Annotated in this window: 11 protein-coding genes; all 11 read left to right on the forward strand. The window is 54.3% G+C overall.

Annotated features, from left to right (window positions below; all coding sequences use genetic code 11):
- Positions 1-245: 245 nt before the first annotated feature.
- The 11 genes from otsB to AC6I8R_RS08280 all read left to right on the forward strand — a co-directional run bounded on the left by otsB (position 246) and on the right by AC6I8R_RS08280 (position 14,623).
- On the forward strand, positions 246-1,034 hold the full coding sequence (otsB, locus tag AC6I8R_RS08230) for a trehalose-phosphatase (RefSeq protein ID WP_497832105.1): 789 nt from the start codon (positions 246-248) through the stop codon (positions 1,032-1,034).
- On the forward strand, positions 1,031-2,467 hold the full coding sequence (gene otsA / locus AC6I8R_RS08235; protein WP_021185714.1) for an alpha,alpha-trehalose-phosphate synthase: 1,437 nt from the start codon (positions 1,031-1,033) through the stop codon (positions 2,465-2,467). Before otsB ends, otsA begins: the two co-directional genes overlap by 4 nt.
- A 1,037-nt stretch (positions 2,468-3,504) precedes the next feature.
- Positions 3,505-3,855 carry a flagellar transcriptional regulator FlhD gene (gene flhD / locus AC6I8R_RS08240; protein WP_013508776.1) on the forward strand — a complete coding sequence of 117 codons (351 nt, stop codon included), beginning with the start codon at positions 3,505-3,507 and terminating at the stop codon, positions 3,853-3,855.
- Positions 3,855-4,433 carry a flagellar transcriptional regulator FlhC gene (gene flhC, locus AC6I8R_RS08245; protein ID WP_013508777.1) on the forward strand — a complete coding sequence of 193 codons (579 nt, stop codon included), beginning with the start codon at positions 3,855-3,857 and terminating at the stop codon, positions 4,431-4,433. Before flhD ends, flhC begins: the two co-directional genes overlap by 1 nt.
- A gap of 132 nt (positions 4,434-4,565) precedes the next feature.
- Entirely contained in the window at positions 4,566-5,453 is an 888-nt protein-coding gene (motA, locus tag AC6I8R_RS08250; protein ID WP_208725300.1) for a flagellar motor stator protein MotA, read from the forward strand.
- Entirely contained in the window at positions 5,450-6,478 is a 1,029-nt protein-coding gene (gene motB, locus AC6I8R_RS08255) for a flagellar motor protein MotB (RefSeq protein WP_415173028.1), read from the forward strand. Before motA ends, motB begins: the two co-directional genes overlap by 4 nt.
- 10 nt (positions 6,479-6,488) lie before the next feature.
- Positions 6,489-8,474: a chemotaxis protein CheA gene (gene cheA, locus AC6I8R_RS08260; RefSeq protein WP_497832745.1), complete on the forward strand. Its 1,986-nt coding sequence runs from the start codon at positions 6,489-6,491 to the stop codon at positions 8,472-8,474.
- Between the two features lie 23 nt (positions 8,475-8,497).
- Positions 8,498-8,995, forward strand: coding sequence for a chemotaxis protein CheW (gene cheW, locus AC6I8R_RS08265; protein ID WP_036627437.1), 498 nt, complete (start codon positions 8,498-8,500; stop codon positions 8,993-8,995).
- A gap of 167 nt (positions 8,996-9,162) precedes the next feature.
- Positions 9,163-10,830 carry a methyl-accepting chemotaxis protein gene (locus tag AC6I8R_RS08270; RefSeq protein WP_497832106.1) on the forward strand — a complete coding sequence of 556 codons (1,668 nt, stop codon included), beginning with the start codon at positions 9,163-9,165 and terminating at the stop codon, positions 10,828-10,830.
- 282 nt (positions 10,831-11,112) lie between these two features.
- Positions 11,113-12,783, forward strand: coding sequence for a methyl-accepting chemotaxis protein (locus AC6I8R_RS08275; protein ID WP_497832107.1), 1,671 nt, complete (start codon positions 11,113-11,115; stop codon positions 12,781-12,783).
- 163 nt (positions 12,784-12,946) lie between these two features.
- Positions 12,947-14,623: a methyl-accepting chemotaxis protein gene (locus AC6I8R_RS08280; protein WP_415172989.1), complete on the forward strand. Its 1,677-nt coding sequence runs from the start codon at positions 12,947-12,949 to the stop codon at positions 14,621-14,623.
- The last annotated feature ends 7 nt before the right edge of the window (positions 14,624-14,630 follow it).

The raw sequence follows: 14,630 nt of genomic DNA on the forward strand, positions 1-14,630 counted from the left end.
GTTATTTGCCATTGCCATTATCCGGCCACGCTGACTGGCAAAATCCTTATTCGCGTCTAGACTTAACCGCATTGATGTTCGCAGTCTGGTTACGGTGTTGACTATAAACTTGTTTATTTGTGGAGCGTTACCCATCGAAATACCATCCAGTCGGCAAACCCTCCCCGTTATACGTTTCTTATCCTGCACGCAACCCGCCTCCGAACATCGATATTGCTATCAGCCATTCGTACAGGAGGAGTGACGTGACCCCAGCGGTACATGAGATCAGCACCCTACCGTCGTTGAGCGGCGGGCTTTTTGCCTTCTTTTTTGATGTTGATGGCACGCTGGCGACGATTCAACCGCAGCCCGAGATGGTGGCGATACCCGCATCGGTGCGCCAGCATCTGCAACAACTCTCCAATCTTAATCACGGCGCGCTGGCGCTGGTGTCTGGTCGACCGATTGCGCAACTGGATGACCTGGTTGCGCCGCTGGAAGCCTCAGCGGCTGGCGTACACGGGGCTGAACGCCGTGATGCCAGTGGCCGTATACATCGCCACTCGCTACCCGCCGATGTTGCGCAAACGCTGCAACGGGAATTGCAGGAAACGCTGGATCAATGGCCCGGCACCCAGCTGGAAGCCAAAGGGATGGCGTTTGCGCTGCATTATCGTCAGGCGATGACATATGAACAGGCGGTTATCAAGCTGGCGGAGGATGCTGTCGCCCGTTTTCCGGGGCTGGCGCTGCAACCGGGAAAATGCGTGGTGGAACTGAAACCGCAGGGCATCGATAAAGGCGCAGCGATCCGTGAATTTATGCGAGAAGCGCCTTTTGCCGGACGCATTCCGGTATTTGTGGGAGACGACCTGACAGATGAACAAGGCTTCCTGGCGGTTAACGCCCTGGGCGGTATTTCAGTCAAGGTCGGAGAAGGTTCCAGCTATGCGCGCTACCGCCTCAGCAGTGTGGATGCGGTCTGGAGCTGGCTGGAACAATTACTATTACAATCAAAGCATGACAACGTCGGTAAGGAGTCAAGGTTATGAGTCGCTTAGTAGTCGTATCTAACCGTATTGCCATTCCTGATGGGACCAAAGCCAGTGCAGGCGGCCTCGCCGTGGGTTTACTGGATGCGCTGAAAACCACCGGAGGATTATGGTTTGGCTGGAACGGCGAGATCAGCGAGATTTCCGGTGAAGAAGAGGATGAGGTGAGTGTCAGCGAGGTTGACGGCATCACCTATGCTGCGATGCCGCTGAATCAGAATGATTATGATCTTTACTACTGCCAGTTCTCCAACACCGTTATCTGGCCAGCTTTCCATTATCGCCTCGATCTGGTGCAGTTTCAGCGCGAAGCCTGGGAGGGCTATTGCCGCGTCAATACCCTGTTGGCGGATCGCCTGAAACCGCTGTTACGTGCAGACGATATTTTATGGATTCACGATTATCATTTGCTGCCCTTTGCCGCCGAGTTGCGCAAACAGGGTATTAACAACCGTATCGGATTCTTTCTGCATATCCCGTTCCCGACGCCGGAAATCTTCAATGCGCTGCCACCCCATCAGGCGCTGCTGGAGATGCTGTGCGACTACGACTTGTTGGGTTTCCAGACAGAATCCGATCGCGTGGCCTTTCTCGATAGCCTGAGCCAGTTGACGCAGCTACAGAATAAAGGTGAGAAGAAACATCGGGCGTTCGGCAATACGTTTATGACCGAGGTCTACCCGATTGGTATCGAGCCTGACAGCATTAAAGAGATGGCTGAGGGGCCGTTGCCACCGAAAATGGCGGCGATGAAGCGGGAACTGGGGGATGTGCAGAACATCATCGCCTGTGAGCGACTGGATTACTCCAAGGGCCTGCCAGAGCGTTTTCTGGCCTATGAAGCGTTGCTGGAGCATTACCCACAGCATCGCGGCAACATCCGTTATTCGCAGATCGCGCCAACCTCACGCGGTGAGGTGCAGGCGTATCAGGACATTCGTCATCAGCTGGAAACCGAAGCCGGACGTATCAACGGGAAATATGGCACGCTGGGCTGGACGCCGCTTTATTACCTCAACCAGCATTTTGATCGCCGCCTGTTAATGAAGATTTTCCGCCTGACGGACGTAGGGCTAATCACACCGTTACGTGATGGCATGAATCTGGTGGCGAAGGAGTACGTGGCGGCGCAGGACCCGGATGACCCTGGTGTACTGATTCTGTCGCGCTTTGCCGGTGCGGCTAACGAGCTGACGTCAGCCTTAATCGTCAACCCTTATGACCGCGATGAAGTCGCCGCCGCGCTGGACCGGGCGCTGACCATGCCACGTACTGAGCGTATATCGCGTTATAACGACATGATGGCGGTATTGCGGCAACACGATATCTCACACTGGCGTGAGCGATTCCTGGCGGATTTAAACACTCTGCCGGAACGCAGCGCAGATCACGGTACCGCGCAGAAAGTCGCAACCTTTCCGAAACTGGCCTGATTCCACACTACACCCTCTCCCGTCTTGCGGGAGAGGGCTGGGGTGAGGGCAACAGGCGCACAGACCTACACCATAAATCGCACCGCTACGCTGGCAGCGTTTACATTCGCTTTCCTCACTCATTATTACGCCCCGTAATCGACGCTTTTTCGTTAAGCCGCGAATATACGATATATCAGGCAATTCCGTTATTTTCGCTCAAAAAAGCAACAATCAGGTGTTAAAACGCTTTTTTTCTCGATGCAATCCTAAAGATCTTCATCCCGCTGCCGATAGTTTTGGTACATCAATGCCTAAGCGCAGCGATTCATTCATATCCCTAATGTAACGCATTGTTACATCCACTGTCGTTCGCTAAACACTCCCTACGAACCGTTAACGCTATGTAGGCGCTCCGCGCAGACTATTCACATAACGCTTGCGGCACGCCGTTTATGACTTTGCGCAATATTCCCTGTAAGTGATTAATTTGAAAGCGAATAATTTCGACTTAATTTAGCATATTATGCTACTTGTTCTTTTAAAGGTGGTGTATTGCCGCGACCTAATCGCAACGTGGCAGATAAAAGATCGCTTCAGGCTGTTGATATGCCAGATAGCGATTTGTAAGCGAAACGACAGGGAAATATTAGCGAAATAATGCATTTTTGATTAAAAAATGAGCAACAGAAAAGCAAAGCTGAAGGGTTGGAGAAAAAATTTGCCTTAAAAGTGTGACGTAGATCACACTTTATCTAAAATTTCACCCTTATCACGTTGTATGTCGAAATCAGACGATATAGATTTGCCTTGTTTTCAGAATAGTCTTAAAAAACTGTAAGCAGACGTCACGGAAGATGGTTACAACTCAAGAAAAGATTGGCCTGGAGTTATGACTACTACTGATCAGTGTCCCGGTGGGAAGTGAAACAGTTCAGTACACGTTTGGCTATGCCTGAATATTTTTTGCCATCTTTAGATTTACCAACCAGCAACCCGAACCATAGAGATATTCTTTCTGTGGCCGTATATATGTCGCGTCTATCAGGATGGAAAAAATGGGTACATCAGAATTACTAAAACATATCTATGACATCAACTTGTCATATTTGTTACTTGCTCAGCGTTTAATTAACCAGGAAAAAGCTTCAGCAATGTTTCGTTTGGGTATCGATGAGTCGATGGCCGATGCATTGTCACAATTAACTCTACCTGAGATGGTAAAATTAGCGGAAACCAATCAACTGGTTTGCCAGTTCCGCTTCACTGACCACAACATTATTAATCGCCTGACACAAGAATCGCGCGTGGATGATTTACAACAAATCCACACCGGTATTTTATTATCCAGCCGTTTACTGCGTAACGCGTCCAAAGACGATGTTGGCACGAAAAAGAGGGCGGTATAATGAGCGAAAAAAGTATTGTTCAGGAAGCGCGCGACATTCAACTCGCCATGGAGTTGATTACGCTGGGCGCGCGACTGCAAATGCTGGAAAGTGAAACGCAGCTGAGCCGCGGTCGCCTGATTAAGCTGTACAAAGAACTGCGCGGTAGCCCACCGCCAAAAGGGATGTTGCCGTTCTCCACTGACTGGTTCATGACCTGGGAACAAAATATCCATGCTTCCATGTTCTGTAACGCCTGGCAGTTCCTGTTAAAAACCGGGTTGAGCAACGGTGTGGAAGCGGTAATCAAAGCGTACCGTCTCTATCTTGAGCAGTGTCCACAATCTGATGATGGCCCGCTGCTGGCGCTGACGCGCGCCTGGACGCTGGTACGATTTGTGGAAAGTGGCATGCTGGAACTCTCCGATTGTAAATGCTGCAACGGTAGCTTTATTAACCATGCACATCAGCCAGCAGGCAGCTTTGTGTGCAGCCTGTGCCAGCCGCCATCACGCGCGGTAAAAAGACGTAAACTTTCTGCAGATTCTGCCGATACCTTTCCACAACTGCTGGATGAACAGGTTAAACACGCCGTTTAAGTTTGTTCGCATCGTGGAAGCCATCCAGCAGCGGTTAATCCGCTGCTTTTTTTTTGCGCTACGTTTGTGAATAACACCTGCGGCTCTCTGGCTTAACTTCCACCAACACGTTACGGACGTAAGGATTTTTTTGTGCTGATTATTCTGGGTTATATCGTGGTCCTCGGGTCCGTGTTAGGCGGCTACTTGTTGGTTGGCGGCCATCTGGGCGCGCTTTATCAGCCATCGGAGTTGCTGATAATTGGCGGCGCTGCCGTTGGTGCTTTTTTGGTCGGTAACAATGGCAAGGCAATTAAAAAGACCTTAAAAGCATTTCCCTTGTTAATGCGCGGCTCGAAATATAACAAAGCCGTATACATGGATTTAATGGCTCTGCTGTATCGCCTGATGGCGAAATCCCGTCAGCAGGGGATGTTATCTCTCGAGCGCGATATTGAAGATCCCAGTCAGAGTGAAATTTTTGCTAACTATCCGCGTATTCTGGCCGATAAACAGTTAGTGGATTTTATTACCGATTATTTGCGTTTGATGGTGAGCGGAAATATGAACGCCTTCGAAATCGAAGCGTTGATGGACGAAGAAATTGAGACCTATGAGCACGAGTGTGAAGTGCCAGCGCAAAGTTTATCCGCGGTCGGTGACGGCTTACCCGCCTTTGGTATCGTGGCAGCGGTAATGGGCGTGGTGCACGCACTGGCATCGGCGGACCGTCCGGCAGCAGAACTGGGTGCGTTGGTGGCACATGCGATGGTGGGGACCTTCCTTGGCATCCTGTTGGCTTACGGCTTTATTTCGCCGCTGGCCTCACTGTTACGCCAGAAATGCGCTGAATCCACCAAGATGATGCAGTGCATTAAAGTGACTTTGCTCTCCAGTCTCAACGGTTACGCCCCGCAGATCGCGGTGGAGTTTGGACGTAAAACCCTGTACTCCACAGAACGACCGTCGTTCCAGGAGTTGGAAGAACACGTACGCAACGCGAAAAACCCGGCTAAACAGACCTCGGATGAAGCCTCATGAAGCATGGCAATCGCCCCATTGTGCTGATTAAACGGCGCAAACATAAAAGGCATGAAGGAGGTCATGGCTCATGGAAGATCGCCTATGCCGACTTTATGACGGCGATGATGGCGTTCTTTATGGTGATGTGGCTGCTCTCGATCGCGAACCCGCAGCAGCTGATACAGATTGCGGAATACTTCAGAACGCCGTTGAAAGTGGCGTTAACCGGTGGACAGCGCAGCAGCGACAGCGACAGCCCCATTCCTGGTGGCGGTGATGATCCGACCAAAAAGCAGGGTGAGGTCAAGAAAGAGGTCGATATGGATGCACAGAAACGTCAGTTGGATGATATCCGTCTGAACCGTCTGCGTGAAAAACTCGACCAGCTGATTGAAGCCGATCCGCGTCTGAAAGCGCTGCGCCCCCATTTGATCATCAATATGGTGGAAGAGGGGTTGCGTATCCAGATCATTGATAGCCAGAACCGACCGATGTTTAAAACCGGCAGCGCCGAAGTTGAGCCTTATATGCGCGATATCCTGCGTGCCATTGCGCCGTTGTTGAATGCTATCCCCAACAAAATCAGCCTGGCGGGGCACACCGATGACTTCCAGTATGCCAATGGCGATCGTGGTTACAGCAACTGGGAACTGTCGGCAGACCGTGCCAATGCCTCACGTCGCGAGTTGGTGATGGGGGGGCTTGATGCCGGCAAAATGCTGCGCATCGTCGGTATGGCTGACACCATGAAACTGAAAAACCGCGGGGGTGATGATGCTGTTAACCGCCGCATTAGCCTGCTGGTGTTGAACCATGACACTGAAGCAGCAATTGAAAAAGAGAACGCCGAGAGCGATGCCGTCCAGGTTAGCGACCCGGCACAGATAATTCCCGATATTACCGCGCCCGCAGTTCCGGCTGCGCCGGCAGCACCAGCGGCTTCAACGACACCGGCAGCGCCGGCTGCTTCGACGACGCCAGCTGCTCCGGCCAATCCGGGTGCAAGTGCGGTGACTACTGACCACTCCTCACAGCCGAGGTGATCCCGTGAGCATGGACATCAGCGATTTTTACCAGACGTTTTTTGATGAGGCCGATGAGCTGTTAGCGGACATGGAGCAACACCTGTTGGGACTGGATCCCCAGGAGCCAGATTCCGAACAGTTGAATGCTATCTTCCGCGCTGCCCACTCGATTAAGGGCGGAGCCGGTACGTTCGGCTTTACCGTTTTACAGGAAACCACTCACATCCTGGAAAACATTCTGGATGGTGCGCGTCGTGGCGAAATGGCGCTCAGCACCGACATCATCAACCTGTTTTTGGAAACCAAAGATATTATGCAGGAACAGCTCGATGCCTATAAAACCGCGCAGGAACCAAACGCAGAAAGCTTTAACTACATCTGCGAAGCCCTGCGTCAGCTGGCGCTGGAAGCCAAAGGGGTAGCGCCAGCCGCACCGGCCGCTGCTGCCGTGGTGGTAAACGAGGAACCTGCGGCACCAGCCGTCGGCGCCGCGGGACTGCGCCTGCAACTGGTTGACCTGAAAGAAAAAGAGCCCGATTTGTTGCTGGAAGAACTGGGCAATCTCGGTACGTTAAGTGACGTGGTAAAAGGTGCCAACACACTGGAAGCCACTATCGACGGCGTGGGTAAAGATGACATCGTCGCGGTGCTGTGCTTTGTGATTGAAGAAGCACAGATTCGCTTCCCGGAAGGGGCCGCTGCGCCTGAAGCCGCTCCGGCACCTGCGCCAGTGGTTGCGGCTGAACCGGCACCGACTGCCACCGTAACCGATATTACTCCGGCGAAGCGCGAAGCCAAACGCGCAGCCGCACCGGCCAAAGCCAGCGAATCCAGCAGTATCCGCGTTGCGGTAGAGAAAGTTGATCAGTTGATCAACCTGGTGGGTGAACTGGTGATTACCCAGTCGATGCTGGCACAGCGTTCCGGCGAACTGGACCCGGTAGCACACGGTGATCTGCTGAACAGCATGGGGCAGTTGGAACGCAATGCGCGCGACCTCCAGGAATCGGTGATGTCGATCCGTATGATGCCGATGGAGTATGTCTTCAGCCGCTTCCCGCGCCTGGTGCGCGACCTTGCCAGCAAGCTGGGTAAAGAGGTGGAACTGACGCTGCTCGGCAGCTCGACCGAACTGGATAAGAGCCTGATCGAACGCATTATCGATCCGTTAACTCACCTGGTGCGTAACAGCCTGGACCACGGCATTGAATCACCGGAAAAACGTCTGGCCGCCGGGAAAAGCGGTGTCGGTAATTTGACGCTGTCTGCGGAACATCAGGGCGGCAACATCTGTATCGAAGTGGTCGATGACGGTGCGGGCCTTAACCGCGAACGTATTCTGGCGAAAGCGATGTCCTCTGGCCTGCCGGTCAGTGAAAGCATGAGCGACGAAGAAGTCGGCATGTTGATCTTCGCACCTGGCTTCTCCACTGCTGAACAGGTAACCGACGTGTCGGGCCGTGGTGTTGGCATGGATGTGGTGAAGCGAAATATTCAGGAGATGGGCGGTCACGTCGAAATCGCCTCGAAGCAGGGCAAAGGCACCACCATCCGCATTCTGCTGCCGTTGACGCTGGCTATTCTGGATGGGATGTCGGTACGTGTTGCCGATGAAGTGTTTATCCTGCCACTCAACGCGGTGATGGAATCGCTGCAACCGCGTGCCGAAGAACTGAAACCGCTGGCCGGTGGCGAACGCGTGCTGGAAGTGCGTGGTGAGTATCTGCCGCTGGTGGAACTGTGGAATGTGTTCGATGTGCAGCGCGCGAAGACCGATGCTACGCAGGGGATTGTGGTGATCCTGCAAAGCGCAGGCCGTCGCTATGCCCTGTTGGTTGATCAGTTGATTGGTCAGCATCAGGTGGTGGTGAAAAACCTCGAAAGCAACTACCGCAAAGTGCCGGGCATCTCCGCCGCCACCATCCTTGGCGATGGCAGCGTGGCGTTGATTGTGGATGTCTCAGCCCTGCAATCGCTGAACCGTGAAAAACGTGTGGCCGGTGCCGCAGCGTAATCGATAACGAAAAGGTAAATACAATGACTGGAATGGCAACCGTGACGAAAATCGCTGGCGAAACCGTGGGCCAGGAGTTCTTAGTCTTCACGCTGGGAGATGAAGAGTACGGTATCGATATCCTGAAAGTGCAGGAAATTCGTGGCTACGATCAGGTAACGCGTATCGCTAACACGCCGGAATTTATCAAAGGCGTGACCAACCTGCGCGGCGTGATTGTGCCGATTATCGATCTGCGCGTGAAGTTTTCGCAGCCAGATGTGGATTACAACGAGAACACCGTGGTGATTGTGCTGAATCTTGAGCATCGCGTGGTGGGTATCGTGGTGGACGGTGTTTCTGATGTGCTGTCCCTGACGCAGGATCAAATCCGTCCGGCACCGGAATTCGCCGTGACCATGTCGACTGAGTATCTGACGGGCCTCGGCGCGTTGGGTGAGCGCATGCTGATTCTGGTGGATATCGAGAAGCTGCTGAGCAGCGAAGAGATGGCGCTGGTCGATACCCTGCGCAGCGCATAAGACCTGACTAATTAACGGGTCGGCTCGCCCGGCCCGTTATCATTTCCTGTGGAAATAATTCCTTATAAATCAACATTATTTTTGCATTTTCTTCACCATCTGATCTCAATTTCATCCCTGCCACGCCGATAACTTCACTGCATTTTTTTCACTTTTCAGGGCAATGTATGTTTACGAAAATCCGTGTTGTCACCAGCTTATTGCTGGTGCTGTTGATCTTTGGCTTTTTGCAGTTGGCTTCAGGGTCGCTGTTTTTTAAAGCACTGAGTGATGACAAAACCAGTTTTAACGTCGCGCAGCTGGCGAGCAAAAACATCGCTGCAATCAATGATGCTTATATGAGCCTCAACCAGAGTCGGGTGCTGCTGACACGCATTATGTTACGTGTTGCTAACAGCAAACTGTCGGGCGAAACCGCCGATTTGACCTCGCTGTATGACCAAAGCAAAGGCTTTCAGGATAACGCGACAGCAAACTATCAGCTGTTCAAGAACACCCCGGATACCCCAGGGCAGGATGCACAGCTCAATAAACATCTGGATGAGACGTTTAGCGCTTACGCCAGTGCATTGAGTCAGATGCAGGATGCGTTGCAGGCCAACGATATTGAAAAAGCCGGTAAGCTGCCGGTGGCACCTACCCAGAGCGCCTTCCTGAAGGATTACACGCAGTGGCGTGCCGATCAGGATCGCCTGACGGAAGCCGGTGTGGAAGCCAATATCTCTGCCTATACGCGCATGATGTGGCTGCTTGGCATTGTGATGGCGGTGGTGGTGGCAGTGATTGTGCTGTGCTGGTTTGGTCTGCGTAAGGTGCTGATCAACCCGCTTAACAGCAACATTCGTCATATTCAGCACATCGCGCAGGGTGACCTCACGCAAACCATCGCCATTGAGGGGCGCAATGAAATGAGCCAACTGGCGAGTAACCTGCATGAAATGCAGCAGTCGCTGGTGCGTACCGTCAGCAACGTACGCGACGGCTCTGACGCCATCTTTACCGGTGCCAGCGAGATTTCTGCTGGCAACAACGATCTGTCGGCGCGCACTGAAGAACAGGCGGCCTCGCTGGAGCAGACCGCCGCCAGTATGGAGCAGCTGACCGCCACGGTGAAACAGAATGCCGAGAATGCGCGTCAGGCTTCGCAGCTGGCACTCAGCGCCTCAGAAACCGCGCAGAAAGGCGGCACGGTGGTGGATGGCGTGGTACGCACCATGCAGGATATCGCCGGCAGTTCGAAGAAGATTGCCGATATTACCAGCGTAATTGATGGTATCGCCTTCCAGACCAACATCCTGGCCCTGAATGCGGCGGTGGAAGCCGCGCGTGCCGGAGAACAGGGTCGTGGTTTTGCCGTGGTGGCCGGTGAAGTGCGCAGTCTGGCCCAGCGTAGCGCCCAGGCGGCGAAGGAGATCAAGGGACTGATTGAGGACTCGGTCAATCGCGTCAATACCGGTTCCACGCTGGTAGGCACCGCCGGGGAAACCATGAGCGATATCGTCAATGCGGTGACGCGCGTGACGGACATCATGGGCGAGATTGCGTCGGCGTCGGACGAGCAGAGCCGGGGTATCGACCAGGTCGGCCAGGCGGTGACCGAGATGGACCGCGTAACGCAGCAGAACGCCTCGCTGGTGGAGGAGTCGGCGGCGGCAGCAGCGTCGCTGGAGGAGCAGGCAAGTCGCTTAAGCCAGTCGGTGTCGGTGTTTAAAATCCCGCGTGCGCAGGCCGTTACCGCCGTGACGCGTCACCCGCAGATTGCGCCGAAGCTGCTGGATACACCGCGTAAAGCGGTGACAGCGCCAGTCAGCGACAGCAACTGGGAAACGTTCTAACCCCGCGCTGACTGACAGCTCATATTCGTAGCGGCGCGATTTATCGCGCAATTTTGAGCACGATGTTGGAAAAATCCGCGCGATAAATCGCGCTGCTACGACAGTGACCTAAAACATGCGCCTGAAAAGGCGCATTTTTTTTACTGTTAATTTTTTTAGTTATAAAACTCTGCAATCAACATAAATGGCAGAGTTTTAGTTTGTAAAGACGCTTAAACGCCCTCAGAAACTCAGAGGCGCGGTCGATAACAGGGGGAGCCGAAACACTTTTTTGGAGAACCCATGTTAAAACGAATCAATGTAGTGACCAGCCTGATCACCGTCTTGTTGGTCTTTGGTGCTTTGCAGTTAATTTCGGGCGGCCTGTTCTGGTCAGCCTTACAAAAAGATAAGGAGGCATTTGCGGTCGCACAGGTGTCTACCAACAATGTTGCGGCGATGAGCGATGCGTGGATTGAACTCAACCAAACCCGTACGGTGCTGAACCGCGCGATGTTACGTATGCAAGGCAGCATGGCGGCGCAAACCAATGGCGGCCAGTTGGCGGCACTGATTGCACAGACGGAAAAGCAGCTCAAGGCAGCCGATGGCTATTTCCAGCGTTATTACAATTTGCCAGCCACACCGGGGTTTCCGGTTGAGCTGCGAGACCGACTGGAGGCGGATTATGCTGCCTATGACAACGGTCTGAAAGCGATGCTGGAGCGCCTGAAGGCCAATGACCTGCAAGGCATGTTTGCGCAGAACATCGAGGCCAAACAGGTGGTGATGAAGGGGACCTATGAAGCCTGGCGCACTAAACAGAGTGAGCTGGCGGCGGCAGGTGTTGCGCAGAATGAACGCGCCTTCAACACCATGATGTGGTTGCTTGGCAGCATGGTGGTGGTGGTGCTCGCGGTCATCATCGGCTGTTGGTTTGGCCTGCGTAGCGTGTTGATTCAGCCGTTACAACAGCTGCTGACGCACATTCGCCATATTGCGGCGGGTGATTTGACCCAGCCGATTAAGGTGGAAGGTCGCAACGAGATGAGCCAACTGGCGGAAGGGCTACTGGAGATGCAGCAGGAACTGGTGCGTACCGTCAGCAACGTGCGTGATGGTTCCGACGCCATCTTTACCGGTGCCAGCGAGATTTCTGCTGGCAACAACGATCTGTCGGCGCGTACTGAAGAACAGGCGGCCTCGCTGGAGCAGACCGCCGCCAGCATGGAGCAGCTGACCGCCACGGTGAAACAGAATGCCGAGAATGCGCGTCAGGCTTCGCAGCTGGCACTCAGCGCCTCAGAAACCGCGCAGAAAGGCGGCACGGTGGTGGATGGTGTGGTACGCACCATGCAGGATATCGCCGGCAGTTCGAAGAAGATCGCCGATATCATCAGCGTGATTGACGGTATCGCCTTCCAGACCAACATCCTGGCCCTGAATGCGGCGGTGGAAGCCGCGCGTGCCGGAGAACAGGGTCGTGGTTTTGCCGTGGTGGCCGGTGAAGTGCGCAGTCTGGCCCAGCGTAGCGCCCAGGCGGCGAAGGAGATCAAGGGACTGATTGAGGACTCGGTCAATCGCGTCAATACCGGTTCCACGCTGGTAGGTACAGCCGGGGAAACCATGAGCGATATCGTCAATGCGGTGACGCGCGTGACGGACATCATGGGCGAGATTGCGTCGGCGTCGGACGAGCAGAGCCGGGGTATCGACCAGGTCGGCCAGGCGGTGACCGAGATGGACCGCGTAACGCAGCAGAACGCCTCGCTGGTGGAGGAGTCGGCGGCGGCGGCGGCGTCGCTGGAGGAGCAGGCGAGTCGCTTAAGCCAGTCGGTGTCGGTGTTTAAAATCCCGCGTGCGCAGGCCGTAGCCACCGTGACGCGTCACCCGCAGATTGCGCCGAAGCTGCTGGATACACCGCGTAAAGCGGTGACAGCACCAGTCAGCGACAGCAACTGGGAAACGTTCTAACCCCCGCACTGACTGACAGGCATATACGGAGCGGTGCGATAAATCGTGCCGCTACGATAAGTGCCAGTAGACAGACTCAGCTGGTCCAACCCCTTCTATCCAACATAAAGATCACCCCCCGGACGCCGATAACAGAAGCGATCCGCCAACCAATGAGGTGTTTATGTTTAGTCGTGTTCGTGTCGTTTCCGGCCTGCTGTGTGTGCTGGCGCTGTTTGCCTTACTACAGCTGTTTTCCGGAGGGATGTTTTTTCAAACGGTGAAAGCCGATAAGGATAATTTTGCCTACAACCAGCGCCTCAGTACCTTGCAGCGGGCGATGGGCACCTCATGGGTTTCGTTGGTTCAGGCGCGCAACACGCTGAACCGTGCCGGAATCCGTTATCTGCTGGACACTCAGCAGGCTGGTTCGGGTGCTACCGTGAAAGAATTGGTGGCATTGGCCAGTGAGGAACTGAAAGTGGCCGATCAAGGGTTTGCTGAATTTAACGCCAACCTGTCTGAAAAGGGTAAAACGGCAGAAAACGTGCTGACGCTTCAGGCGAATTACAACGCTTATCACGGCGCGTTGCAGGAACTGATCGATTTTCTCAATACCGGTAACTTCAAAGGATTTGTCGACCAACCCACTCAAGGGTTCCAGGACAAATTTGCTAAGGATTACAACGCCTGGCTGAGTTACAACAAAATTCTCGCCCTGCGCGGCATTGATGACAACCTGGCTGCCTATCACAAGTCAGTCTGGCTGATTGTCGCCATGCTGGTGGTGACGCTGGTGTTGATCGCCCTGGTGTGGAGCGGGATGCGCACTGCGTTGATCCGCCCGCTGACGCAGAGCATCGAACATATCCGCCATATTGCGCGCGGCGATCTGACGCAGCAGGTTGAGGTTAATGTGCGCAACGAAATGGGTGAGCTGCTGAGTTCTCTGCAACATATGCAGCAGGAGCTGGCCCGCACCGTCCGTACCGTGCGTGATGGATCTGACGCCATTTATACCGGTGCCAGCGAAATCGCGATGGGCAACAACGATCTCTCCTCACGTACCGAGCAGCAGGCGGCATCGCTGGAGCAGACTGCCGCCAGCATGGAGCAGCTGACTGCCACCGTCAAACAGAACGCCGAAAATGCCCGTCAGGCCTCACAGCTGGCGCTGACTGCGTCAGAAACTGCCCAGCAGGGCGGCAAAGTGGTGGATGGCGTGGTCACCACCATGAAAGAGATTGCCGGTAGCTCGAAGAAGATTGCGGATATCACCAGCGTGATTGATGGCATCGCCTTCCAGACCAACATTCTCGCGTTGAACGCGGCGGTGGAAGCCGCCCGTGCCGGGGAGCAGGGGCGTGGTTTTGCGGTGGTCGCCGGTGAGGTGCGCAGTCTGGCACAGCGCAGCGCCCAGGCGGCGAAAGAGATCAAAGGTTTGATCGAGGACTCGGTCAGCCGTGTTGATACCGGCTCGGTGCTGGTGGAAAGCGCGGGTGAGACCATGACCAACATCGTCAATGCGGTCACGCGCGTGACCGACATCATGGGTGAGATTGCCTCTGCGTCGGACGAACAGAGCCGGGGTATCGACCAGGTAGGTCTGGCGGTTAACGAGATGGATCGCGTTACGCAACAAAACGCCGCGCTGGTGGAAGAGTCAGCCACTGCGGCGGCGGCACTGGAAGATCAGGCCAGCCGACTGAAACAATCGGTGGCGGTGTTCAATATCGGTAAAGAATTTGTCGCCCAGGCCGTTAACTTAACTACAGCGCCAAAATTATTGCGTCCGGCTGCCTCTAAAGCACTGGCACAACCGGAAGGCGCCCGCGCTGACGATAACTGGGAAACCTTTTAAACCTGTG

This window comes from Pantoea sp. X-Soil-OKNW-713 (genome assembly GCF_059730685.1).

What these genes read in the sequence shown, in the direction of transcription:
- otsA (WP_021185714.1), top strand. Translation starts at nt 1,031, where the DNA reads ATGAGTCGCTTAGTAGTCGTATCTAACCGTATTGCCATTCCTGATGGG.
- flhD (WP_013508776.1), top strand. Translation starts at nt 3,505, where the DNA reads ATGGGTACATCAGAATTACTAAAACATATCTATGACATCAACTTGTCA.
- flhC (WP_013508777.1), top strand. Translation starts at nt 3,855, where the DNA reads ATGAGCGAAAAAAGTATTGTTCAGGAAGCGCGCGACATTCAACTCGCC.
- motB (WP_415173028.1), top strand. Translation starts at nt 5,450, where the DNA reads ATGAAGCATGGCAATCGCCCCATTGTGCTGATTAAACGGCGCAAACAT.
- cheA (WP_497832745.1), top strand. Translation starts at nt 6,489, where the DNA reads ATGGACATCAGCGATTTTTACCAGACGTTTTTTGATGAGGCCGATGAG.
- cheW (WP_036627437.1), top strand. Translation starts at nt 8,498, where the DNA reads ATGACTGGAATGGCAACCGTGACGAAAATCGCTGGCGAAACCGTGGGC.
- AC6I8R_RS08270 (WP_497832106.1), top strand. Translation starts at nt 9,163, where the DNA reads ATGTTTACGAAAATCCGTGTTGTCACCAGCTTATTGCTGGTGCTGTTG.
- AC6I8R_RS08275 (WP_497832107.1), top strand. Translation starts at nt 11,113, where the DNA reads ATGTTAAAACGAATCAATGTAGTGACCAGCCTGATCACCGTCTTGTTG.
- AC6I8R_RS08280 (WP_415172989.1), top strand. Translation starts at nt 12,947, where the DNA reads ATGTTTAGTCGTGTTCGTGTCGTTTCCGGCCTGCTGTGTGTGCTGGCG.